The sequence below is a fragment of the Rhodococcus sp. USK10 genome, from assembly GCF_019378875.1.
GTDB lineage: Bacteria > Actinomycetota > Actinomycetes > Mycobacteriales > Mycobacteriaceae > Rhodococcus_F > Rhodococcus_F pseudokoreensis.
In genome coordinates this window covers 5,404,084-5,428,512 of sequence record NZ_CP076048.1, presented here as the reverse complement: position 1 = coordinate 5,428,512, position 24,429 = coordinate 5,404,084, and the positions used below count along the sequence as shown (strand labels likewise).

At 66.8% G+C, this 24,429-nt stretch carries 17 protein-coding genes and 2 pseudogenes; 11 read left to right on the top strand and 8 right to left on the bottom strand.

Annotated elements, in window-relative coordinates; genetic code table 11:
- The first annotated feature begins 15 nt into the window (after positions 1 to 15).
- Positions 16 to 1,137 (top strand): 1-aminocyclopropane-1-carboxylate deaminase/D-cysteine desulfhydrase, encoded by a 1,122-nt coding sequence (locus I1A62_RS32180; protein WP_219456333.1) that lies wholly within the window; start codon positions 16 to 18, stop codon positions 1,135 to 1,137.
- Between the two features lie 47 nt (positions 1,138 to 1,184).
- Positions 1,185 to 2,219 (top strand): proline racemase family protein, encoded by a 1,035-nt coding sequence (locus I1A62_RS32175; protein WP_219456331.1) that lies wholly within the window; start codon positions 1,185 to 1,187, stop codon positions 2,217 to 2,219.
- Between the two features lie 60 nt (positions 2,220 to 2,279).
- Here I1A62_RS32175 and I1A62_RS32170 read toward each other — a convergent pair whose 3' ends face one another.
- The 3 genes from I1A62_RS32170 to I1A62_RS32160 form a co-directional block, all read right to left on the bottom strand.
- A complete protein-coding gene (locus tag I1A62_RS32170; protein ID WP_219456330.1) occupies positions 2,280 to 2,942 on the bottom strand; it encodes a uridine kinase in 663 nt (220 codons plus the stop codon).
- A gap of 246 nt (positions 2,943 to 3,188) precedes the next feature.
- Complete coding sequence (locus I1A62_RS32165; protein ID WP_219456328.1) at positions 3,189 to 4,484, bottom strand: MFS transporter; 1,296 nt, start codon at positions 4,482 to 4,484, stop codon at positions 3,189 to 3,191.
- 236 nt (positions 4,485 to 4,720) lie between these two features.
- Positions 4,721 to 6,262 (bottom strand): PucR family transcriptional regulator, encoded by a 1,542-nt coding sequence (locus tag I1A62_RS32160; protein WP_219456327.1) that lies wholly within the window; start codon positions 6,260 to 6,262, stop codon positions 4,721 to 4,723.
- 130 nt (positions 6,263 to 6,392) lie between these two features.
- Here I1A62_RS32160 and hisD point away from each other — a divergent pair, with 130 nt between their 5' ends.
- From hisD to I1A62_RS32130, 6 genes and pseudogenes are all read left to right on the top strand, one after another.
- Positions 6,393 to 7,718 carry a histidinol dehydrogenase gene (hisD, locus tag I1A62_RS32155; protein WP_219456325.1) on the top strand — a complete coding sequence of 442 codons (1,326 nt, stop codon included), beginning with the start codon at positions 6,393 to 6,395 and terminating at the stop codon, positions 7,716 to 7,718.
- Positions 7,715 to 9,109 (top strand): aspartate ammonia-lyase, encoded by a 1,395-nt coding sequence (locus I1A62_RS32150; RefSeq protein WP_219456322.1) that lies wholly within the window; start codon positions 7,715 to 7,717, stop codon positions 9,107 to 9,109. Before hisD ends, I1A62_RS32150 begins: the two co-directional genes overlap by 4 nt.
- Before the next feature lie 133 nt (positions 9,110 to 9,242).
- Entirely contained in the window at positions 9,243 to 10,829 is a 1,587-nt protein-coding gene (locus I1A62_RS32145; protein ID WP_219456320.1) for a GMC family oxidoreductase, read from the top strand.
- Positions 10,830 to 10,859: 30 nt separating this feature from the next.
- Positions 10,860 to 12,659 (top strand): thiamine pyrophosphate-binding protein, encoded by a 1,800-nt coding sequence (locus I1A62_RS32140; protein ID WP_219456319.1) that lies wholly within the window; start codon positions 10,860 to 10,862, stop codon positions 12,657 to 12,659.
- A gap of 12 nt (positions 12,660 to 12,671) precedes the next feature.
- Positions 12,672 to 13,511, top strand: a complete 840-nt coding sequence (locus I1A62_RS32135) for a sugar phosphate isomerase/epimerase (protein ID WP_219456317.1) — start codon at positions 12,672 to 12,674, stop codon at positions 13,509 to 13,511.
- Positions 13,512 to 13,689: 178 nt separating this feature from the next.
- Positions 13,690 to 14,957: pseudogene (locus I1A62_RS32130) on the top strand (NAD(P)/FAD-dependent oxidoreductase).
- A gap of 821 nt (positions 14,958 to 15,778) precedes the next feature.
- Here I1A62_RS32130 and I1A62_RS32125 read toward each other — a convergent pair.
- A pseudogene (locus I1A62_RS32125) lies at positions 15,779 to 16,880 on the bottom strand (IS110 family transposase).
- 176 nt (positions 16,881 to 17,056) lie between these two features.
- Positions 17,057 to 17,509 (bottom strand): Lrp/AsnC family transcriptional regulator, encoded by a 453-nt coding sequence (locus tag I1A62_RS32120; protein WP_219456316.1) that lies wholly within the window; start codon positions 17,507 to 17,509, stop codon positions 17,057 to 17,059.
- A 134-nt stretch (positions 17,510 to 17,643) separates the two neighbouring features.
- On the opposite strand from I1A62_RS32120, the gene I1A62_RS32115 reads away from it, so the two are divergent.
- A complete protein-coding gene (locus I1A62_RS32115) occupies positions 17,644 to 18,264 on the top strand; it encodes a LysE family translocator (protein ID WP_219456314.1) in 621 nt (206 codons plus the stop codon).
- A 10-nt stretch (positions 18,265 to 18,274) separates the two neighbouring features.
- Here I1A62_RS32115 and I1A62_RS32110 read toward each other — a convergent pair whose 3' ends face one another.
- The 3 genes from I1A62_RS32110 to I1A62_RS32100 are packed head-to-tail and all read right to left on the bottom strand — an operon-like array spanning position 18,275 to position 21,732.
- Positions 18,275 to 19,273: an MBL fold metallo-hydrolase gene (locus I1A62_RS32110; RefSeq protein ID WP_219456312.1), complete on the bottom strand. Its 999-nt coding sequence runs from the start codon at positions 19,271 to 19,273 to the stop codon at positions 18,275 to 18,277.
- A gap of 5 nt (positions 19,274 to 19,278) precedes the next feature.
- Positions 19,279 to 20,061, bottom strand: coding sequence for an enoyl-CoA hydratase/isomerase family protein (locus I1A62_RS32105; RefSeq protein ID WP_219456310.1), 783 nt, complete (start codon positions 20,059 to 20,061; stop codon positions 19,279 to 19,281).
- Between the two features lie 54 nt (positions 20,062 to 20,115).
- Positions 20,116 to 21,732: an AMP-binding protein gene (locus I1A62_RS32100; protein WP_219456307.1), complete on the bottom strand. Its 1,617-nt coding sequence runs from the start codon at positions 21,730 to 21,732 to the stop codon at positions 20,116 to 20,118.
- A gap of 167 nt (positions 21,733 to 21,899) precedes the next feature.
- On the opposite strand from I1A62_RS32100, the gene I1A62_RS32095 reads away from it, so the two are divergent.
- Positions 21,900 to 22,754 carry a LuxR C-terminal-related transcriptional regulator gene (locus I1A62_RS32095; protein WP_257890979.1) on the top strand — a complete coding sequence of 285 codons (855 nt, stop codon included), beginning with the start codon at positions 21,900 to 21,902 and terminating at the stop codon, positions 22,752 to 22,754.
- A 172-nt stretch (positions 22,755 to 22,926) separates the two neighbouring features.
- Entirely contained in the window at positions 22,927 to 24,288 is a 1,362-nt protein-coding gene (locus tag I1A62_RS32090) for an MFS transporter (RefSeq protein WP_219456304.1), read from the top strand.
- The last annotated feature ends 141 nt before the right edge of the window (positions 24,289 to 24,429 follow it).

Genomic DNA, 24,429 nt, shown 5'->3' with positions numbered 1-24,429 from the left:
GGAGCGACCCTTCCCATGACACGCGCGCAGAGGCCGGTGGCGAACGTCTCCGTCACCGATCCCGTCTCGTACCTGATGCCCTGCATCGCCGACGCCCGCGCCCGAGAGATCCTCGCGCGGCGGTGGCGGTGCAGGATCAGACTCACCGCCACCCCGACACCGCTGCATCTGCTGCCGAACTTCTCCGAACGCCTGGGCCGTGAGGTCTGGATCAAGCGGGACGATCTGACCGGGTTCGCTGCCGGCGGCAACAAGTCCCGGAAGCTGGAGCTGATTCTCGCCGATGCGATGAACGCCCGCGCGACCAGTCTGGTCACCGTCGGGGCGCAGCAGTCCAATCATGCCCGCACGGTCGCCGCCGCCGCGACCGCAGCGGGTATCGACGCGCACCTCGTTCTCGGGGGCAGCGCCCCTGAGCATTCCAGCGGCAATCTGCTCCTCGACAACCTGTTCGGCGCGGAAGCCCATTTCGTGGACTCTCTCGACTGGGACGCGATGACTGAACATGCCCACCAGTTGTGCGCGCGGCTGCAGGATCAAGGGAAACGCAACAAGCGACCATACTTCGTCCCTGCCGGCGGCAGTACCAGCTTGGGCGTCTTGTCCTATGCCGCCGCGTTCCTCGAACTCCACCACCAGCTCGACCTCGCCGGACAGGCCGACGCCACCATCGTGGTCGCCTCCTCGACCGGCGGCACCCAAGCCGGTCTCGAGCTCGGTGCCGCACTGCTCGGCGTCCCGGCGAACATCGTCGGCGTCGACGTCGCGCAGATCCACTCCGACCTCGGCGGACGCGTCCGGGATCTGGTCGCCGCCACGGCGGTCGATCTCGGATTCGAGATTCCCTCGGTCGATCCCACCGTGTTCACCGACTACCTCGGCCCGGGGTATGCCCTCGCCTCCAACCGATCACAGGAAGCGATGACCGAACTGGCCCGCGACGAGGGCATCGTCACCGACCCGGTATACACCGCCAAGGCCGTCGCCGCCCTGAAAGATCCCCGCCTAACCGGCCCTCTCGTGTTCCTGCATACCGGGGGTGTGCCGGCCATGTTCGCCGAGGAAGCAGCGGCTACGTACCCGGCCGTGCGACAGTCGAGGAAACGGCCGCTGGCCGCGGCGCAGAACAAATACTGACGCTGCTTCGATGAGTGACATCGGAGTGCATCGAATCGGAGGAAGACATGCGATGGAGCCGAATCGTCAACGTGGTCAAGTGTCACGTGGGCGGCGAAATCAACAACGTCGTGACCGGCGGCATCGGTGACGTTCCGGGCGCCACGGTATTCGAGAAGATGAAGCACTTCCGGGACAACCAGGACGAACTGCGTCAGCTGCTGCTGCACGAACCGCGCGGCGCAGTTACCCACTGCGTCAACTACATCGTTCCGGCCACCGACCCGGAAGCCCAGCTCGGCTACGTCATCGCCGAGTCGACCGAGTATCCGGCGATGTCGGGCAGTAACACGATGTGTGTGGCCACGGCGCTGCTCGAGACCGGGATGATCCCCATGGTCGAACCCGTCACCGACATCGTCCTCGAGGCACCCGCCGGGCTCATCCGCATCCGGTGCACCTGCGAGAACGGCAAGGTCACCGGCGTCGAGTTCGAAAACCAGCCCGCCTTCGCCTATGCGGTCGAGGTACCGCTCGAACTCGACGGATATGGCACCCTCACCGTCGACGTCGCCTGGGGCGGCATGGCGTACGTACTCGCCGACGCCGAGGCCCTCGGCCTGAAGTTGGTCCCCGACGAGGCCCGCGACCTGTGCGAACTCGGGCAGAAGCTGAAAACCGCAGCAGCGGAGCAAATTCCGGCTCAGCACCCCACCAACCCGGAGTTCGCCGGCATCACCCAGACCGAATTCGTCGGCCCGCTGTCCCGCCACGAGGGCGTCCTGACCGCGCGTAACGCGGTCGTGGTCTCACCGGGGCGGCTGGATCGCTCGCCCTGCGGCACCGGCACGTCCGCACGTCTTGCGGTTTTGAAAGCGAAAGGCCTGATCGAGGTGGGTGAGACCTTCGTCCACGAATCCGTGATCGGCAGCCGATTCACCAGCCGCATCGACCGGCTCACCAGCGTGGGCGACTACGAGGCGGTCGTACCCCGCGTCACCGGGCAGGCGTACATCACCGAACTCAGCCAGGTCGGCCTCGACCCCGCCGACCCCTTCCCCACCGGCTACACACTGTCCGACAACTGGCCGACCGGACACTGACCATGTGAGTGGGAAAGTGTGCCGGGACACGCTTTCCCACTCACATGGGATTCGGCCGTTTCACGTCCCGGCCGGCGCGCGCTCTCCGGAAACGATGGCCGTTGCCCTGTCCCACGGTCGGTCTTCGGCGAGGAACGGATTCTCCCGCGTCATCCACTCCTCGATGAACCCGGGCGGATCGATCCCACGCTCGACGCATCGGCGGTAGGCGACCACCGGGTCGGTGGAGACCCAGATCGTGGCGTCGAACCATCCGGCTAGGTCGCGGTGGGTTGCCCCTACTCCTTCGACGAAGACGACGTTCGCGGTATCCGGAATGTCGATGGAACCGGGCCGTCCGCGTGCCACCCACCCGGGTGGACGGAACGAGACAGGCGCCCCGCACTGCCGGAGAGGGCAGAGGATGCCGTCGGCAAGAAGATGGTGCCAACCGAAAAAGGAGTGGTGCCAGGCTATGTCATCGGTATGGACGATGACGCTGTCACCGGTCGCTGCAGCGAGTCGAGCGGCAACGGTGGACTTTCCCGACCCACTCCGGCCATCGATTCCGATGACGATCGGGCGGTTCGTGTTCATCTGTCGTGTTTCGCAGAGGCGGGCGAGCAGTTCGTCAGGAGTCGTCTCGACCCAATCGAGGACCGTGCCTTCGTTGTCACTCGTCATTGCGGGGATCCTCCTCCAGGATGCCGAGGAGCGCACGCGCAGCGTCGGTCCCGAGCCCATCCACCTTTCGCCGCAGCGGCAAGGTATCGAGAAAGGCGCCGGCCTCGACGGTTGAGTCGATGCGGGGCACGACAACGGCGACACGGTCGCGATCGATACTCCGGCTTCTCGTGCGGTGTCCGCCATGCGCACCGAGTCTCGCAGCGGAGATGTCGTTCTCGGATGCATCTGCTCTTCTTCACGACGCTGATGCGGTTCAGCACCCTGTCGAGTGCTGAACCGCATCAGTGGTTCGGTCGGGCCGGGTCAGCCGGCCGCGATGGGTCGTTGCTCGTTGTGTGCCTCGTCGACCGGCTTGTGGTAGCGCGGCACCAGGCGCATCAGCGCGGGACCACCGATCGCGATCAGCGCGAGGAGGATGGCCGGCAGCAGTGGCATCCATTCGATACCGAGGTTGTCGACGACGACCGTGATCGCCGCAGGCCCGACGAGCATGCCCACGTAGCCGATCGCGTTGACGAGACCGATGTTCCGTCCCGCATTCTCCGGATCGCGTCGCCCGGCCGCCGACAGCATGAGCGGCGCCATGCAGGCCAGGCCGAGACCCAGCAGCACGAAGCCGGTGAGTGCGAGCGGCGCCGAGCCGCCCAGCATCGCGAGAAGAGCACCGGCGGCACCGATGACTCCGCTCGCGCCGACGATGAGGCGGGCGCCGAAGTACTCGGCCAGCCTGTCGCCGAACAACCGGCCGACGAACTGCGCACCCGAGTAGAGCGTCACTGCCGTCGCCGCCAGCCCCGCCGTGGTGCCGACCGCACGGCGAACGAACTCCTGGCCCCAGTCCAGGACCGCGCCCTCGCTCAACATCGACCCGAGCAGGAGCACACCGAATCCGATCATCACGAGCAGCGTCGCGGTGGTGGCCGACCGCTTCCCTGGGTGAGCGGGGTCGGCTGCGCCCGGAATCTCGTCCTGCTCAGGGGGCAGCAACTCGTCGAGGGAGAGGAGCCACTTGCCGAAGACGAAACCGAGGACCGACAACACCACGCCGATCGAGATGTAGGAGAGGGCCGGGCTGTCGGTAAAGTGCCGGGCCAGCGCGCTGCCGACGAGACCGAGAACGAAGCCACCCGCCGGGTAGGCGGCGTGGAACGCGGACATGATGGGTCGCCCGTAGTACCGCTCGACCTGCACACCATGGGTGTTGAACGCCGTGTCGAAGGCGCCGCGCAGCAGCCCGATGAGCACGCCGATCGCCATCGCTCCGACCAGTCCGTCGAGGAACGCGAGGGGGATGTAACAGAGCGGGTAGATCACCATCGTGGGCATGGCCGTGTTTCGCGGGCCGTACCGATCGATGAACGGGCCGATGGCGAAGCAACCGACGGCTGCGCCGATGCCGATCGACAGCGCGAGGAGGCCGAACTGCGAATCGCCGCCGTCGCCTTCCCATCCGAGGTGACTACGCAACGAGGTGGTGCTCGTCGACCACATCAACATCACGGCGCCCAACTGGAAGAAGCCGAAAAATGTTGCAATTCGCGCCTTTCGCACGCGTGTATGGTCGAGCACGGGAGCGGTGCCTGCTCCATGTGTTGCCATGATTTCGTCCTTGCGGTAGGTCTCGGACCGCCGCGGGCGCCTCGGGGGTAGGCATCCGTTCGGCGAGTAGCGAGTGCGTGAACTTTCGATCAACACCGACTGGATGGCCGGAATCTTGGTGAAAACACTACGAAGGTGACGCGCCGCACAACAGGTACAGACCGTGTACCTCCCGCGCGCAGACTGCACAGAGTGAGAACCCCCTACCGACGGTTTCATGGTCGCCCGCTCCGCACTCATGGTCGCCCGCTCCGCCGCGCCGCGACCGACGACCCCTCGAGCAGATCCAGCCCCTTCACCGCGAGCAGCAGGCTCTGCCGGGTGGCGGCGTCGTCCAGGGATTTACCCAGGATCGCGGCGATGCGGTCGAGCCGGTTGTACAGCGTCCGGCGCTGGATGAAGAGTTTGTCCGCCGCTTCGGTCTTGCGGCCGTCGACGGCGAGGAAGGCCCGCAACGTGGGGAGCAGCGGCGTCGTGGACTTCGCGTCCTTCGTGAGCAGTGGACCGAGTTCGTCCTCGACGAAGGTGGCGAGTTCGGGACCCTGCGCCAACGTCACGAGCAGACGTTCGACGCCGAGGTCGTCGAAATGCAGCATCGGTGAGGCGGGCAGGGAGCGCGACACCGCGGCGGCACTCTTCGCCTGCGTGACCGCGACCTGCAGCATCGAGGCGGGCACCGCGCGGCTCATGCCGCCCCCGTGCTCCATCTTCCCGAGCAGGCCCGCGAGTTCGGCGCGTGTTCGCCCGGATTCCGCCGCCACCGCCACGACGTAGTCACCCATGTCGGCGTGGATCGCCCCGGTGTCGAGCTGGCGGCCCCCGCGCGGAGCGGACGACTCGTCGCGGCCGTCCTTGTTCGCGATGACGACGACGATGTGTCCCGACCCCAGCTGATATCCGAGCCGGCCTGCCTGGTCGACGAATTCCGTTCCCGAGAGGTCGCCGATCAGCAGTCGCGTGATCAGTGCCGTGCTCCGCTGGTCGTCCCGTGCTTCCCGGCTCCGGTCGGTCAGCAGGGAGATCGCGACGGACGCGGCGGCGCGCTCCGCTGCGAACGCGGCGGTGGAGCGTGCGGCCGCGGGCCGGTCGGTGAAGACGTGGATCCAACCCCACGGCTGACCGCGCATCAGAACCGGCCTGCGAACGCATCCGTCGTCGTCGCTGTGGAGGCCCCGCGCGTGCTTGTCCCAGTCCTCGATGCCGGCCTCCTCGTCGAACTCGCCGACGTACGCCATCACGCGGTGCGCGATGTTCTCGAGCACCACCGTGCCGTCGGTGAGTTCGGCGAGCGTCTGCACGATCGACAGGTAGTCGGCGCCGTCGAGCAGCAGGTTCGAGAATGTGGACTCGACTTCCCGCTCGTAGGTGAGCGCCTGCAGGCGCTTGTCGGTCAGGATCTCGTGCACCTGCGCCGAGACCCCGGCGAACGGCACCTCGCGGGCGAGGGCGATGATCGGCAGGTCGCATGCCTGCCCTTCGGCGACTACGGCATCCGGTACGCGGTCGAACATCCGTCCCGACTCCTCGATGACGAGAGCGGCGGCCCCGGCATGAGCGGCTGCGCGCACGAACACCTGCTGGAGGGCGCCCGTGTTGCCCATTCCGAGCCCGGCGGTCAGGAGTAATTCTCCACCCCGGAGGAAGCGGGCGATATCCGAGATCTCGGAGGAATGCACCCAGCGGACCTCACGGTCGAGGCTGCCCGATCCGGTCAGGACACGGGCTCCCGCGTCCTTGAGGAGATCGATTTCGAGGGCATCGGCGACGGTGAAGACCATGAACAATGGTACACAGAACGTGCACGAACCGACGCAAATAGTTCCCACAATGCAACTGTCGTAAACGGTGTGGCATCGCAATGCTGAATGACAACAGATCCAGCCCCTCGCTCATCCGAAGGAAGCACCCATGTCATTCGTTCTCAAGGCCGCCGTCGGTGAACCAGCGCAGCGGGCGAGCAACCCCGCCGTGGTCGACACCGTCGCCGCCGTCATCGCCGACGTCCGCGCGAACGGCGACGACGCCGTCCGGAAGTACTCCGAGAAATTCGACGGCTGGTCCCCCGAGTCGTTCCGGCTGAGCGAGGACCAGGTCGCGGAGATCGTGAAGTCCGTGCCGGAGACCGTCCTCGACGACCTGCGGTTCGCGCAGCGCCAGATCCGCAACTTCGCTCAGGCGCAGCGGGACTCGATCCAGGACATCGAGGTCGAGACGCTGCCGGGAGTCTTCCTCGGCCACCGCAACGTCCCGATCGACGCCGCGGCCGCGTACGTGCCCGGCGGCCGCTACCCGCTGACCGCCTCCGCGCACATGACCGTGCTCACCGCGAAGGTCGCCGGCGTCGAACGCGTCGCCGCGACGACCCCGCCGAACGCGGGCGAGGCACCGCCGATCAGCGTCGCCGCCATGCACCTGGCCGGCGCCGACGAGATCTTCGTCCTCGGCGGCGTCCAGGCGATCGCCGCGCTGGCACTGGGCACCGACACCATCGACCCGGTCTCGATCCTCACCGGCCCCGGCAACGCCTTTGTGGCCGAGGCCAAGCGGCAACTGTTCGGTGAGGTCGGGATCGACCTGTTCGCCGGGCCGACCGAGACGCTCATCGTCGCCGACGACCACGCCGACCCGTTCACCATCGCCGTCGACCTGCTGTCGCAGGCCGAGCACGGCCCCGACTCCCCGTGCGTGCTGATCAGCACGTCCGAGGCGGTCGGCCGGGCCACCCTCGACCACATCGAGGCCCTGCTCCCGGGCCTGGTGACCAACGCCATCGCCGGTCCCGCGTGGCGCGATCACGGGCAGGTCCACATCGTCGACACCCTCACCGAGGCCTACGCCCTCGCCGACAAGTTCGCGTCCGAGCACGTCCAGATCCTCACCGAGGACCCGCGCCAGGCCCTGACGTCCATGCGCAACTACGGTGCCCTGTTCCTCGGCGAAGGCACGTGTGTTCCGTACGGCGACAAGCTGATCGGCACCAACCACGTCCTCCCGACCCTAGGTGCCGCCAACTACACCGGCGGCCTCTGGGTGGGCAAGTTCCTCAAGACGCTCACCTACCAGGAGGTCCGCAATCTCGACACCAGCGCCCAGTTAGGTGAGATCTGCGGACGGGTCTCGCGGCTCGAGAAGTTCGAGGGCCACGCCCGCTCCGGCGACCTCCGGGCCGCCAAGTTCGGCAACGCCCCGCTGGCGTGGGGCGACGTCCCGACCCGGGTGACCTCGGACCGATGACCCGTCTCGAGCACGATCTCCTCGGCGACCGGGAAGTTCCCTCCGACGCCTACTACGGCATCCACACCCTGCGGGCGACCGAGAACTTCCCCATCACCGGCATTCCGCTTTCCGCCCATCCCGACCTCGTGTCGGCGCTGGCCGCAGTGAAACAAGCAGCAGCACAGGCCAATGCGAACCTCGGCCTGCTCCCCTTGCGCGAGGCGGGGGCGATCGCTCAGGCGTGCGAAGAGATACGGGCAGGCGCCCTCCGGGACCAGTTCGTCGTGGACGTCATCCAGGGCGGTGCCGGCACCTCCAGCAACATGAACGCCAACGAGGTGGTGGCCAACCGGGCCCTGGAACTGCTCGGCCACGCCCGCGGCAGCTACGAGCATCTCCATCCGCTCGAGCACGTGAACCTGAGCCAGAGCACCAACGACGTCTACCCCACCGCGATCAAGGCCGGCCTGCAAACCGCCCTGACCAGGCTGCGGGCGTCGATGCACGAGTTGGCGGCGGCGTTCGCGGTGAAGTCGACGGAGTTCGCCGACGTCCTCAAGGTCGGGCGCACCCAACTGCAGGATGCGGTTCCGATGACCCTGGGGCAGGAGATCGCGACGTTCGCGCTGATGATCGACGAGGACTCGCAGCGGCTCGGGGAGGCGGCGACGCTCATCTCCGAGATCAACCTCGGCGGAACGGCGATCGGGACCGGTCTCAACGCGCACCACGAGTACGCGTGGCGGGTGCGCGAGCATCTCGCCGCGATCACCGGCATCGAGGTGACGACGGCGTCCGACCTGATCGAAGCCACCCAGGACGTCGGGGCGTTCGTCCAGCTGTCCGGGGTACTCAAGCGCACCGCGGTGAAGCTGTCGAAGATCTGCAACGACCTTCGGCTGCTGTCGTCGGGGCCGCGCGCCGGTTTCGGTGAGATCACGCTGCCGCCCGTGCAGGCCGGCTCGTCGATCATGCCGGGCAAGGTGAATCCGGTGATCCCAGAAGTGGTCAACCAGATCGCTTTCCGGGTGATCGGGAACGACCTGACCGTCACGATGGCCGCCGAGGGCGGGCAGCTGCAGCTCAACGCGTTCGAGCCGATCATCGCGCACAGCCTGTTCGAGACGATCGAACTGCTCACCCGCGGATGCGCGGTACTCCGCGAGCGGTGTGTCGTGGGGATCGGTGCGAACATCGAGCACTTGAAGAACACCGTCGACGCGTCCATCGGCGTGGTCACGGCCCTCAACCCGCACATCGGGTACACCGCGGCCACCGCGATTGCCGCCGATGCACTGGCGACCGGTCGCACCGTGGCCGCGCTCGTGCTCGAGCGGGGTCTGCTCAGTCGCGAGCAGCTCGACGACGTGCTGCGTCCGGAGAATCTCACTCGACCACTCGTGCCCTGACGACCGCGAGCAGCTCGTCCCCGCCGGGATGAGCTGCTCGTGTGGGGTTGACATCCACCACGTCGTCGCTAACCTTTAGTTATACGTATAACCAACTCGTCACACCACTCTCTACGACCGAGGAGCAGGACCCATGAGAGACGCATCCGTGGGGGAGCCCACAGGCCCGAGCAAACACAGCTACGACGTCGTCATCGTCGGCAGCGGAATGGGCGGTGGGACGCTCGCCTACGCGCTCGCGGAGTCGGGAGTCGATGTGCTTCTGATCGAGCGTGGCGACTTCCTGCCGCAGGAAAAGCAGAACTGGAGCCCGCAGGAGGTCTTCGAAGGACACCGGTACGCGAACGCCGAGCAGTGGTACGACACCGAGGGCAGACCGTTCAGCCCCGGCACGTACTACTACGTCGGCGGGAACACCAAACTCTACGGTTCCTCGCTGGTGCGGTTCCGCCGGGAAGACTTCCAGTCGACGCAGCACGAGGCCGGCGAATCACCCGAGTGGCCCTTCTCGTACGACGACTTCGCGCCGTATTACGCACGCGCAGAACAGGTGTACCGGGTCCACGGTGACCACACCGACGACCCGACCCTGCCCCGCGACGAACCGTTCCCCTACCCCGCGATCGGACACGAACCGCCGGTGCAGGAGGCCGCCGACGCCCTGTGCCGCCTCGGATACACCCCGTCGAACATTCCGCTGGGCATCGACCTGCGCGAGGGCGGCGGTTGCATTCGATGTCGGACCTGCGACGGGTTCCCCTGTCGCGTGCTTGCCAAGTCCGATGCGGACGTGCGCTGTGTGCGTCCCGCCGTGGCCTCCGGCACGGTGGAACTGCTGACCAACGCCTACGCCGAACAGGTCCTGACCGACGACACCGGCACGCAGGCCACCGGAGTTCGGCTGCGGCACCGCGGGACCGAACTCGTCGTCGAGGCAACCACCGTCGTGGTCTCCTGCGGCGCCGTCAACTCCGCGGCGCTGCTGCTGCGGTCGGCGAACCCCGCGCACCCGGGCGGTCTCGCCAACTCCTCCGGCATGGTCGGACGAAACTACATGGTGCACAACAACTCCATCATGGTCGGCATCAACCCGCTGAAGAAGAACACCGCCGAGTTCCAGAAGACGCTGTACCTCAACGACTTCTACACCCGCGGCACCGCCGAGCACCCCTACCCGCTCGGGCACGTGCAGCTGATCGGGAAACTACAGGGCGAGATGATCAAGGGCCAACGTCCGCTGATCCCCAAGTGGGCGCTGAGCCAGGCGACGGCCCGCAGCATCGACTGGTGGCTGTTCACCGAGGACCTGCCCGATCCGGACAACCGCGTCACCCTCACCGCCGACGGCAACATCCAGATCGCGTGGACCCCCAACAACACGCGCGCCCACGAGGTGCTGGTCCGCGAGATGCGCAAGATCCTCCGCAAGATCGGGTACACGTTCGTCTTCAGCGAGGGCACCGGCATCGAGGTCAACTCCCACCAGGCCGGCACCGTCCGCGCCGGAACCGACCCCACGACCTCCGTGCTCGACGCCGACTGCCGCGCCCACGACGTGCACAACCTCTACGTCGTCGACTCGTCCTTCTTCCCGTCCCTGCCCGTGATGAACCCCGCCCTGTCCATCGCGGCCAACGCCTTCCGCGTCGCCGAGGCGATCACCGCACAGCACCGCACGACCGCAGGCCGGACTTCCCCGGCCGAGCCCACGTCCGTCTGACACCGTCACCGACAGCTAGGAACCACAGACATGACAACACAGCAACTCACCGGCGGGCAGATGGTCGTCGACTTCCTCATCCGCGAGGGAGTCGAGAAGGTCTTCGCGATCCCCGGCCACGGCAACACCGCACTCCTCGACGCGTTCGTCGACCGGGCCGACGAGATCGAACTCGTGCCGGCCATGCACGAGCAGGGCGCCGCCCACATGGCCGACGGCTACTACCGGGCCTCCGGGAAGATCGCCGCGATCTGTACCTCCATCGGCCCCGGCGCCACCAACACCCTCACCGGGCTGGCGACCGCGTTCGCCGACTCGATGCCGATGCTCCTGATCACCGGCGCCGTGCACACCTACATGGAGAACCGGGGTGTACTGCAGGAGATCGACCGCCCGCACGGCAACAACTTCCCCCGCATGGTCGAACCGGTCGTCAAGCGCTGGTGGCAGCCCAGCCGCCTCGAACAGCTCCCGGTGGCGCTCGCCCAGGCGTTCAACACCATGCACGAGGGCCGGCGCGGACCCGTGCTCGTCGACATTCCGCAGGACCTGCAGGCCGAATACGGCGACTACACCCCCGACACCGGCACCCGCAGGCCCGCCACCCGCGCCACCGGTGACCCGGCCGTGATCGCCGAAGCCGCCCGCCTGCTCGCCGGTGCGAAGCGTCCCGTCATCGTCGCCGGCGGCGGCGTCATCCACGCCGAGGCCGCCGCCGAATTGATGGCCGTCGCCGAGCACCTCGGGGCACCGGTCACGCACTCGTTCCAGGGCAAGGGCGCCTTCCCCGCCGACCACGACCTCTACGCCTGGCCGTGCGGCGACATGGGTTCGATCCCGGGCAACGGCGTCACCCGCACCGCCGACGTGATCCTCGCCGTCGGCTGCCGGTTCAGCGACCGCATCACCTCCTCGTACCGCCCCGGCGTCACGTTCGACATCCCGAGCACCAAACTGGTGCAGATCGACATCGACGGATTCGAGATCGGCCGCAACTACCCGGTCGAGGTGGGTGTCGTCGGCGACGCGAAAACCTCCCTGCAGTCCCTGCAGAACGCCCTCACCGACCTCGGGCCCGGCCGCGACTACCGCAGCACCGACTACTTCGCGGAACTGCAGGACCTCAAGGCGCAGTGGGACGAGCACCTGCGGCCGATGCGGACCACCGACTACCTGCCCATGACCAACTCGCGGGCGATGGTGGAGATCCGCAAAGCCCTTCCTCGCGAAGGAATTCTGGTCACCGACTCGTCCAACCCCGCCAACCAGGCGTTCAACGAGTTCCCGATCTACGACCCGAAGACCAACATCGTGGCCGGCGGGTTCTCCGGCATCGGATTCGGTGTGCCCGCCGCCATCGGCGCGCAGATCGGCGCCCCCGACACCCCCGTTCTGGCGATGGTCGGCGACGGCAGCTTCCTCCAGACCGGCACCGAAATCGCGACCGCCGCCATGCTGGGAGTGCCGCTGGTGATCGTCGTGCTCAACAACGGCGGCTGGGAGGCGATCAAGGACCTCCAGATCAGCCTGTTCGGTGAGGAGCGCGAAATCATCTCCGGGTGGAAGAACCTCGACGGGACACCGTATTTCGCCGACATCACCCGGTTCGCCCAGTCGCTCGGCTGCAGCGCCGAACGCGTCGAGGACCCGGAGAAACTGGCCGACGCGATCGAGCGCGCGTTCGCGACACCGGGCCCGGTGATCATCGAGGCGATGAGCGCGCACGAACTGCCGTGGACCGAGATGCACCCCACCGGCTGGTGGGACATCACCGTCCCCGCCTACCACGGCGAGGTCCGCGACGATTATGTCGCGCACCGCGGATTCTGATCGGAGACCGGCATGGGAGAGATCAAACTCGGTCTGAACCTGGAGTTCGCGCGGTTCGAGAACGGGTCCTTCGACTGGGCGATGGACCAGGCCGCGGAGATCGGCTACAAGTTCGTCGAACCGATGGTCTACTGGGGCCGCGAACTGCTGAGCACCGCCGGGTACTTCCACACCCGGTCGATGCTCGACGACCCGCTCATCATGCGGGACGCCGCCGAATCCCGCGGGCTGAGCATCTCGTCGCTGTCCAGCCACGCCCCGCTGGCCAAGCCGGACGTGTCGGTCGACTACCTCAAGCAGTCGATCCGCTACGCCGCCGAGGTCGGGTCCCCGATGATCATGGTCGACGACGGCCCGCTGCCGACGTGGACCACCGAGGCGGAGAACTACATGCTGATGCGGTACACCCTGCAGGAGGCGGCGAAGGTGGCCGAGCCGCGCGGCATCAAGATCGCGATCGAGACGCACGGCGAGTACACCGCGACTCCGGAGCGTCTCGAGAAGATCATGACGCTGATCGACAGCCCCGCGCTGACGATCAACCTCGACACCGGGAACAGCTACCTCAGCGAGAACGACTCGCACGAGTGGCTCGAGCAGATCATCGGGGACGTCACCCACCTGCACGCCAAGGACATCGGCGTCGACGATGCGAAACGGCTGCGCGGCAGGGTCCGCGGCATGCTCGGCTGCGCCTGCGGCGACGGCGTCATCGACTGGGAACGGATCGTGAAAACCCTCCACGAGGCGGACCACGACGTCGTCCTGTCCGTCGAATGCGGTGGCCTCGACGCCGCGAAGAGGAGCTACACCTATCTCACCGATCTGATCACCCGCATCCAGACCGGCTGACAACGGCGTCACCGGCCCGCAGGTGATCCCACGACACGCTGGATCCTGAACCGACATTCGAGTCTCCGGCGCGTCGTGTCCACAGCGTGCCGCCCGACACACCCCGTGCGCCGGGCGGCACGCTTCACCCCTACCAGTAGTGCGGATGGCGATAGGAGCGATCCGGGAAGAGCTTGTCATGAATACTCCTGCCCGCACCGAGGCACGTCATCGGGTGGTGATCGTCGGCTCCGGATTCGGCAGCCTGTTCGCCGCGAAGGCGTTGCGCCGGGCCGACGTCGACGTCCTCGTCGTCGACCGGACCAGCCACCACCTGTTCCAGCCGCTGCTGTACCAGGTGGCGACCGGGATCCTGTCCGAGGGCGAGATCACGCCGGCGACGCGGATGGTGTTGAAGAAGCAGTCGAACGCCTCGGTGATGCTGGGGGACGTCACCGACATCGACCTGGCGGGGCGCAGCATCACCTCGACCCATCAGGGCAGGACGACCACCACCGAGTACGACAGTCTGATCGTCTCGGCCGGGGCCCGGCAGTCGTACTTCGGCAACGACCACTTCGCCGAGCACGCCCCCGGCATGAAGACCATCGACGACGCACTCGAACTCCGCGGCCGGATCCTGGGCGCGTTCGAACGTGCCGAACTGTCCACCGACGCGGAGGAACGCGCCCGCCTCATGACGTTCGTGGTGGTCCGCGCAGGGCCCACCGGAGTGGAAATGGCCGGGCAGATAGCCGAACTGGCGCACCGGACCCTTGTCGGCTCGGGGCGGCCGTCACCGACGTCGACGCGGACGGGGTGACGATCAAGGACGGGCGAGGCGAGACCGTCCGCATCGAAGCCGCGTGCAAGGTGTGGTCGGCGGGCGTGGAAGCCAGCCCGCTGGCCCGGCAGCTTGCCGAGCAGTCGGGGGCCGAACTCGTCCGCGCCGGGCGGATCGCCGTCCGCGAGGACCTGACGGTGCCGGGGCACCGGGAGGTGTTCGTGATCGGCGACATGATGGCCCGCGACCGCCTCCCCGGGGTGGCGCAGGTCGCGATCCAGGGTGGCCCGTACGCGGCGCAGCAGATCGCAGCACGTGCCCGAGGGCGTGACTCGTCACCCGACCGCGCTCCCTTCCGGTACCGGGACAAGGGGTCGATGGCGACGATCTCGAGATTCAACGCCGTCGTGAAGGTCGGGGGCGTCGAACTCGCCGGATTCCTGGCGTGGATCCTGTGGCTGGCCGTCCACGTCGTCTACGTCGTCGGGTTCCGAAGCCGTCTGTCCACGCTCATGTCGTGGACGTGGACATTCCTCGGCTCGTGGCGGGGACAGCTGACGGTCACCGATCAACAAGTGTTGGCACGCAACGTCCTGGGCAAAATCGTCTCCTCGACCGGTGCGAGGGATGTTCACCCATCAGGGCCGTACAGACAATTAGCAATGAGGCTGCCAACTTGCTAACGACCCATAAGAGAAGGAGCTCCTCATGACCACTCCGACGTCCGGTAACAAAGCGACCGACACGAAGGTCTCCGGTGGAAATACCTCCCGCGCAACAGATGCCGGGAAGGGTAAGGATCAGAACGCGTTCGCAAGCATCGGGCCGAAGGTCGTCGACACGAGAGATGGAGCGCCGCCCGAGTCTGATCGGCGACTGCGGTAGGCAGCCGACGGACGAGGGTCCACGAGCACGAGTTCGTAGCCGGCGGCCGCACCGGCCAGGGCATACGCACGCCCAACTTCCCCACACCCGACAATTGCAACCTTCACGACGCGTCCTACTTTCGTTAGCTCGAGTTGCTTCGAGGATGGCACGATCAGTGGCCGATTCGGCAGACGATTTATCTTTCGCCGGCGCATGACAATGCTTATCGGTCAGCCGATTCCACGTTCGCCGAACACCACCACGCGGGTTCTCCCGAGTCGCGTCGGCGGGGACGTTGTCGCGCTACACCACTTACGCTCTGATATGGAATCAGTTTTGTCAAGAGGGCAGAGTGAAGCGGCGTCCACGACCGTCGTCGTGGACGCCGCTTCCTTTTGGACCGAAAAGGCCCCTGGGTGGTGGCGAGCGTGTCGGCATCGACGCGTTTGTCAGTCTGATATGCGCGGGTTGGTTACCGCAGGACGGGACTGTTCGGCTGGAGTGGTTCGCGTGTCTAGAGATCGAGCGTGATCCCAACGTGGAGTTAGGGATTGCTCATAGAGCGTTCGCGGGTCACTCCCAGGCGCTGGCCGTCACCACCCTGGTGGGTCATCCGGACACTTGTGGACGGCGGCGGTCAGCCGTCGAGTATCGCCAGCGACCAGCACCAGCCGGCGAGCTCACGGGCGATGGCGGTGTTGGCGACCACTGGTCGCTTACGTCGCTGATCGAAGCTCTGCCACCGACCGTACAGGCGGCGGTTGCCTTGCTGTCCGCGTGCCCGCGCCGACGGGGTGGCCCGGTCCCACCGTCGCCGCAGATCCACACCGGGATGGTGGTAGGGGCTGGCGGTGATGCCAGGCGGCCTCTATCAGCAGTCGGCGGGCGTGAGCGTTGCCGGTCTTGGTAATCGACCCCTGCGAGCGTGACGCGCCCGAGGACGACTCGGTGGGCACCAGGCCAAGGTAGGCGCCGATCGACCGTCCGGTGAGTCGTTGCCAGTCTCCGATCTCGACGGCCAGCCCGAACGCGGTCAACGTCGAGATTCCGCGTAGGCATCCGAGCCGGGTCACCACCGGTGTGTAGGCGCTGTCCGCGGCCATCTCGGCGATCGCCGCATCCAGGCGGTCTCGGCGATCGACGGTGGCAAGCATGGTGTCGAACGCGGTGTCGTATGCCAGTTGCAGTCCCGGGACGGTGAACGTGTGCGTCCGTAGCCACACCTGATGTTTACCCGTCCACGCTTTTCCGCCGGAGTAGACGATTCCTTGCCGGAGAAGCAGTTTTGAGATGCGGTGCCGGGCTGCCATCAAGTCCCCGCGCACATCCTCTCGTGCCCGGACCAGATCGCGGGCAGCTTCCTGCTCCACGCTCGGAATCGTCACCGGCACAATTTCACTCAGATGCAAAAGTCGGGCCAGGTGCCGGGCATCGCGGGTATCGGTCTTGACCCGATCGCCCGACGGGCGTTGCAACTTCGACGGCGCCGCCACGAGACACACGATCCCGGCCGCGAGCAGGAACCTGGCCAGACCAAACCCTGTCGGACCCGCCTCGTAAGTCACCGCCGCCCGCCCCGGTAACGAACGGATCCACACGAGGATCTCATGATGATCCGGCGTCAACCGACGCTCGAACATCTCACCGGTCTCACCATCGAGACCACACGCGACCACCGACCGCGCGTGCACGTCCAACCCGACACTCGTACGCTGACTCATCACTGGGGCCTCCCACATCTTGTGGCTCTACCGGCCAGGACCACATTCCTGTCGGTAACCCACGTTCACATGTGAGCGAGGCCCCAGCCACCCCCCATACCGTCTAGGAGGTCGTGCCGAGCGTCAGATTTCGTCTGCCGGCCGTGAGCAGTCCAGCCAGTCCCCCGCCCGCGCCCACTGAACTCTCCCAGCCCTCACAGGGGCAGGGGCCGGTTGTCGGCCACGCTCTTCATGACGAGGGTGGAGCTGAGGCTCTGGACGCCGGGGAGGGTGGCGAGGCTTTCGTCGTAGAGCGTCTGGAAGCCGGGGAGGTCGCGGGTGATGACCCGCAGAAGGTAGTCGGGGTCGCCGAACAGCCGTTGAGCCTGCAGGACATGGGGAATGGCAGCTACGGCCTGTTCGAATGCCTCGATGGTGTCGCGGTCGGCGGCGCGCATGGTGACGAAGACGAGCGCCTCGAATGTGAGTCCCAGCGCGTGGGCGTCGAGCTGCGCGCGGTAACCAGTGATCGCGCCGGAGCTCTCCAGTGCGCGCAGCCTCCGGTGGCAGGGCGAGATGCTGAGGCGGACCCGGTCGGCGAGTTCGGTGAGGGTGAGTCGACCATCTTGCTGGAGTTCAGCAAGGATTTTCCTGTCAACGCTGTCCATGCGGAAGATTCTTCCCCAAAAGTGGGGTGTTCAGGGAATCTTTGGCAACACTTTCTCCTCCATTATTTCTAATCTTTCTTATCGGAACCGCTGGGCGTTCCGGTGTTCCGCGAGAGTGAAGGACTAGGGAGATTATGGCGATCGGTACCGTTGCCGCGTTCTGGGCGGTTTCTTTTCTGTTCGTGCTGACGCCTGGCGCGGATTGGGCGTACGCGATCGCGGCTGGGTTGCGGCATCGCACCGTGGTGCCGGCGGTCGGTGGTCTGTTGTCGGGGCACCTGGTGATGACCGCGGTGGTGGCGGCCGGCGTCGCTACGCTGGTTTCCCGCTCGCCCTTGGTGCTGACCGCGTTGACCGGGGTCGGGGCGGCGTACTTGGTGTGGCTGGGGATCACGATGCTCGCAAGACCTTCGGCGCCGCCGCAGGCCGGTCCCGAGCAGGCACCCGAATCGTGGGTACGGCAGGCCGTCAAGGGCCTGGGGATCAGCGGGCTGAACCCGAAGGTGTTCCTGCTGTTCCTGGCTCTGCTGCCGCAGTTCACCGACGCGGGCGCGCGGTGGCCGCTCGCGGTCCAGATTGTGCTGCTCGGTTTGGTACACACGGCCAGCTGCGCCGTCGTCTACACCGGGGTGGGGGCAGGTGCGCGGGTGGTGCTGCGCACCCGCCCCGCCGCAGCGCGGGTGGTGACCTGGATTTCCGGTGCCGCGATGATCGGAATCGGGGCCGTGCTGCTGGTCGAGCGGGTGGTCGGATAGGGCTCGTTCATCACGGCCGCGCTGGACCTGTGGGTGCCGGGGACTGCCATTCCCGGGGGAAGGGCACCGGCAGCGTTCCCCGTGTGACCGGGGTGTGCTCGGCCGCCGCGTACAGCCGCATGTTCCGTACGACCACGGCACCACCGCGCACCATAGTCTCGACCAGTTCGGCGGCCAGTGTCTCCGGAGTACAGCGCAGCAACTGTGCAGCGTCGGTCAGCCACGCACGCGCATGCAGGTAGGGCTCGACCTCGTCGGCGGAGATTCCGTCACGAATCATCAATGTGAAGGCGAAGATTCGCCGAATTCCGTACCATACTGCGCCGTCCGGGTCGTCGACGAGGCGTCGCGCCCGGTGCCGTGCACTGGCCAACGCCGCGCCGGGGTCGGCGGGAATCGGTCCGTGCCCGGGCAGCAGCGCCCGCGGCCGCAGGTCGGTCAGCCGGTGGAGCGACTGCAGGGCCGCGTGTGCCGCGTCGGGGCCGTCGAGGGCACTGTTGACCCAGCCGACGTCGTAGTCCGACAACGCATCTCCCACAACCAGTAGCCGTTCCTCAGGCTGCCACAACGCCAAGTGGCCCGGGGTGTGGCCGGGGGTGCGAACCACCTCCCAGTCGGCGTCTCCGAGCCGGAGCACGTGCCCGTCGTCGAGCGGCTCGTCGACGGTGTAGGGAGCGACCGGCTGGTCCAGGTACTCCGCGAGACAGCAACCCGGGTCACGACGCGCGACGGCGTCGGCGTCCGGGGCGCTGGCCGCGATGCCGGCGCCCCTCGCCTGGAGCAGCGCATTGCCGCCGACGTGGTCGGCGTGCCAGTGCGTGTTCACGACTCGGGTGAGATTGTCGCTGTGTGCCCGCACCCAGTCGGCTGTCTGCTGCGCGTGCCCGACGAAGCCGCTGTCGACGAGCGCCGCTTCCCGCCCGTCGATCAGCAGCAGGTTGGCGTCGGGAAACGGTCTGTGCTGCCAGATCACCCAGTCGGGCAACCGCTCTGTGTCATTGGTGTCCACTCCGGTCACCAGTCGGCGGGGCGGCCCTTGAGCTGTTCCCAGTACCGGCGGTGGGCGCGCCGGGACGGCTCGCTCGTCATGCCGGCGGCCAGTTCCTTCCGGTCCAATGGGTCGGACAGGTCCGCGATGTCACGCAGGGTCGGGGACTGCAGCGCTCGCTTGGTGTACGCGTAGTTGTCGATGCAGTCCTCGGGGGTCAACTCGGCAATGGCGACGGCCCGGTCGAGCAGTTCCTCGGCCGGCACCACCTCGTGCAGAATCCCCATTTCGTGCGCCTCGTGCACCGAGAAGATCTCCCCCTGCAGGCAGGTCCGGGATGCCACCGGCTGCCCCCAGGCGTACGCCAGCATCCGCAGATACACCGCGGGCATCGGGATCCCGATGTTGACCTCGTTGATTCCGAACCGAGCCTCGCCGGCGGCGGCGACCGTGCGATCGCACACGGCGGCGGTGATGAGACCTCCAGCGAAGGCGTGCCCGTTCACCGCGGCCACCGTCGGTCTCGGGTAGGTGAACAGCCGCATGTTCGTTGCCCGGTAGTCCTGGAACCACGATGCGACCGCTGCCTCGTCGCCGGCGAAGAGCCGGAAGTGCTCGGCCAGGTCCAGACCGGCGGAGAATCGGGTGCCGGTGCCGGTCAACACCGCCGGCGACTGCGGATGGTCGCGCTCGAGTCGGTCGAATGCGTCGTGCAGGTCCGTGAAGAAGGCACGGTTCTGCGCGTTGACCAGGTTGGTGTTCATCGTGACGACGGCGACGCGACCGCGTCGTTCGATTGTCCAGCTCATCATGTCCTCCGTTTGGCTTGTCGTGAATGTTGTTCGAGTACGAGCGTGTTCGGGTTAACACCCGAGGATCTGGAGAGCTTGTTCGCGCATGTCGACCTTGCGGACCTTCCCGCTGACGGTCATGGGGAACTCGTCGACGCAGTGCACGTAGCGCGGGATCTTGTAGTGCGTGAGTCGACCCGTGCAGAATTCCCGGAGGTTGTCGGCGTCGATCTTCTCGGCGCCCTCGCGGAGCCGTAGCCAGACCATCAGCTCTTCCCCGAACTTGTCGTCGGGAACTCCGATCACCTGGGCGTCGAGGATGTCGGGATGGGTATAGAGGAACTCCTCGATCTCCCGCGGGTAGATGTTCTCCCCGCCGCGGATCACCATGTCCTTGATGCGCCCGGTGATGGCGACGAACCCGTCCTCGTCCATGGCCGCGAGGTCGCCGGTGTGGATCCAGCCGTCGGTGTCGACGGTCTCGGCGGTCTTGTCGGGTTCGTTCCAGTAGCCGAGCATCACCGAGTAACCCCGGACGCACAGCTCACCGGACCGTCCTCGTGCCACGGTCTCGCCGGTCGCAGGATCAACGACCTTGACCTCTACGTGGGGGTGGGCACGACCGACAGTGGACACCCGACGGTCCAGGGAGTCGTCCACCCAGGTCTGGGTGGAGGCCGGGGATGTCTCGGTCATTCCATACGCGATCGCCACTTCCGGTGCCCACGCCGTGACCTGCTTCATGATTTCCACCGGGCACGGTGAGCCTGCCATGGCTCCGGTGCGTATCGACGAGAGGTCGTATGAGCTGAAGTCGGGGACGTCGAGCATGCCGATGAACATCGTCGGCACTCCGTATACCGAGGTGCATTGCTCCTGCGCACACGCCGTCAGCGTGGCGACGGGATCGAACGACGGTGACGGGATGACGACACACGCGCCGTGCGTGTTGGCCCCGAGGTTGCCCATGACCATGCCGAAGCAGTGGTAGAACGGCACCGGCACGCAGATCCGGTCGAGTTCGGTGTAGCCGAGCAGCTCGCCGACGAAGAACCCGTTGTTGAGGATGTTGCGGTGCGAGAGGGTGACGCCCTTCGGCGACCCGGTGGTTCCCGACGTGTACTGGATGTTGATCGGATCGTCCGGTGACAGGACGGCCTGCACCTCGGTGAGCCGTTCGAAAGAGGCCTGATCTCCGCGGATCAACAGTGACGCCCACTCGTCGCTGCCGAAAATTATCACCCGATCGAGCCCCGGGCACCGGGGCGAAACCTCTGCGACCATCGCCTCGTAGTCGGAGGTCTTGAACGACGGGACCGCGAACATCAGCCGGATCCCCGCCTGGGTGAGGACGTATTCGAGTTCGTGGGCGCGGTATGCGGGATTGAGGTTCACCAGGATGGCACCCACCTTCGCCGCCGCGAACTGCACCAGCACCCATTCAGGGCAGTTCGGGGCCCAGATCGCAACCCTGTCCCCGGGGACGATCCCCTCCTCGAGCAGGGCAGAAGCCAGCGCATCGACGTCGGCGCGGAGACCGGCGTACGTCCACCGCCGGCCCGTGGGAACGTCGACCAAAGCCTCGCGCTCGGGAAATCTCGCGGCGGTCCGGTCGAAGTTGTCGCCGATCGTCATCTCGAGCAGCGGCAGCTCGGTCGGACCGACGGTGTGACTCAGCCTGATGTCCATGTGTGTTCCTCCGTTCTGGGAGGTATGTGACCCGTGAAACGAACGGAGCGGGACCCCCGAAGGTAGGTCGGGGATGTCGTACCCACCTTCGTGGGTACGACGTTGCCACGGTGTGACGGCACTCACTAGCCTCGGGATCAGATGTTTAGTTGGAGGCCGACGTGACCATGTCATTCGAAACCGATACGCCGATCGAACGGCGCATCCTCGCGCGCTCGCTGGAGACTCTCCGCAAGCACGCCGGTATGGACATGGTGTTCGGTGGGCCGGTGCATCACGGGGCAGCGGCGATGGAGATCACCGACCTGACCGGGGTCCGCACGCGCTCGGCGGTGAACCTGGTCGTCCGCAACGGTGAGGGACTCGGCGGCAAGGCGCTGATGCTCGCCCGCCCGGTGTCGGTGGCCGACTACTTCTCGGCGCAAGGCATCACCCACGTATACGACCACGCCGTGCGACCGGAGGCCATCGAAACCCTGGCCGCGCTTCCGATCATCGTCGACCGCACACCCCGGATCCTGATCTACCTGGCGGCCCGCACCCATGTGCGTCTGGGTGACCGCTGGTTCGACAGCTTCACCCCGCTGGTCCGGCGGCTCGAACGCGACATCGCGGTCGAGGACGAAGTGCGGCGACGACTGAGCCTCATGCGCGCCACCGCCGAGGCCGACCGGGCGACGCTCAGTCGCGCCGACCTGTACGACATCGCTCAGGAACTGACGAACCTGGCCGACCAGATCGAGGACGAGACCCTGCGCGCCAAAGTGGAGGCCGTGGGGAACCGGTTTGCGCCTGTGCTGGGGTCTGCCAGATCGCAGGAACCCCCCACCCTGCTCCGGCCCCGCGAGGTCGACGTGCTCGAACACGTCGCACGCGGGCTGAGCAACCGTGAGGTCGCCGAGGCCCTCGGTCTGCTGCCCAACACCGTCAAGTCCTACCTCAAGAGCGCCATGCGCAAACTGCACGCGACCAACCGGGTGCAGGCGATCCTCGCCGCCCGTGAGCGCGGTCTCCTCCGCTGACCCGTGCGAACGCGGGACTCGGCACGCCCGAACCGTACCCACGAAAGTAGCTGTCCGGGAGGGCAACCCACTTTGGGGGGTGTAGGACCCGATGTAACGGCGCTCACACTGCTCGTCGTACCTCAGCTCCTCCGCCAGCGGGCGGATGGGCCCACCGAGCAGGAGATCTCAGATGTCCCGAACCGTCGACCCGGTAACGAGCCCACCGACCACACCGATGCGCCGTGTCGCCATTGCCAGCTGCAACGGCACCACCATCGAGTTCTACGACTTCTTCATTTACGGCACCGCGGCAGCACTGGTCTTCCCGAAGGTCTTCTTCCCCGCCCTCGGCACCGCCGCCGGCACCGTCGCCTCCTTCGCCACGTTCGCCGTCGCGTTCGTCGCCCGGCCTCTCGGCGCCGCGATCTTCGGCCACTTCGGTGACCGGATCGGCCGCAAGAAGACACTGGTCAGCACGCTGCTGCTGATGGGGATCAGCACCGTCCTCATCGGACTGCTCCCCGGTGCCGCCACCATCGGTGTGGCCGCACCGATCGCGCTGATCGCGCTGCGGATTGCGCAGGGCCTCGCCGTCGGCGGTGAATGGGCCGGGGCAACCCTGCTGGCCACTGAATACGCCCCCACCGGCAAACGGGGCCTCTACGCGGTATTCCCACAGCTGGGACCATCACTGGCCTTCGCTCTGTCCAACGGCACCTTCCTGGCGGTCAACCTCTTCGTCGGCGAAACCTCGCAGGCGTTCCTCGACTACGGCTGGCGGATCCCCTTTATCGCCAGCGCACTCCTCGTGCTCATCGGCCTCTATGTCCGGTTGAAGGTGGAGGAGACACCGATGTTCGCCCGTCAGGCCACCCAGACTCGCCACACCGGCGCGGGCCCGCTCCTCGGGGTCTTCAAGAACCAACCCCGTGAGCTGCTCGTTGCCGCCGGATCCCTGGCGATGATGTTCGCGTTCTTCTACATCGGCACCGCATACCTCACCTCGTACGGCACCGCCACCCTCGGCTTGAGCCGCACCACAGTTCTGTCCCTCGGACTCCTGGCCGCCACCGTCTTCTGCGCGGCAATCATCCTGTCCGCCATCTACTCCGACCGAATCGGCCGCCGCAAGATGGTGCTCGCCTCCTGCATCGTGGCCATCCCCGGAGGACTGGTGCTCTCCCCCCTCCTCGACACCGGCTCCCCGCTCGCGTTCCTCGCCGGCCTGGCCCTCGCGCTGGTCATCATGGGCGTCTCCTACGGTCCCGCGGGGGCACTGCTCCCGGAGATGTTCCACACCGAATACCGCTACACCGGCGCCGGTATGGCATACGCGATCGCCGGCGTCATCGGCGGCGGCACCGCACCCATGCTCGCCGCGGAACTGACCTCTCGATACGGCAGCACCGCGGTCGGTTGGATGCTCGCCGGCTTCGGCCTCCTCAGCTTCGCCTGCGCCCTCGCCCTGCCCGAAACCCGGCACCGCGACATGGAGGACACCGAATCCGACGCCGCCGGTCGGGCGTCCCACCCCGTTCCCGAAACCGCCTGAGAAGGAGGAACTTCGAGAACCTGGCAGCAGCAACGAAGACCTCCCGCTACCCGGCGGAGATCGTCGACTACCTCCGCGGCCACGGCCCGCGCACGGTGCTGTTCAGTTCCGACCCATTCCTGCGCGAGAGCGTGATTCGCG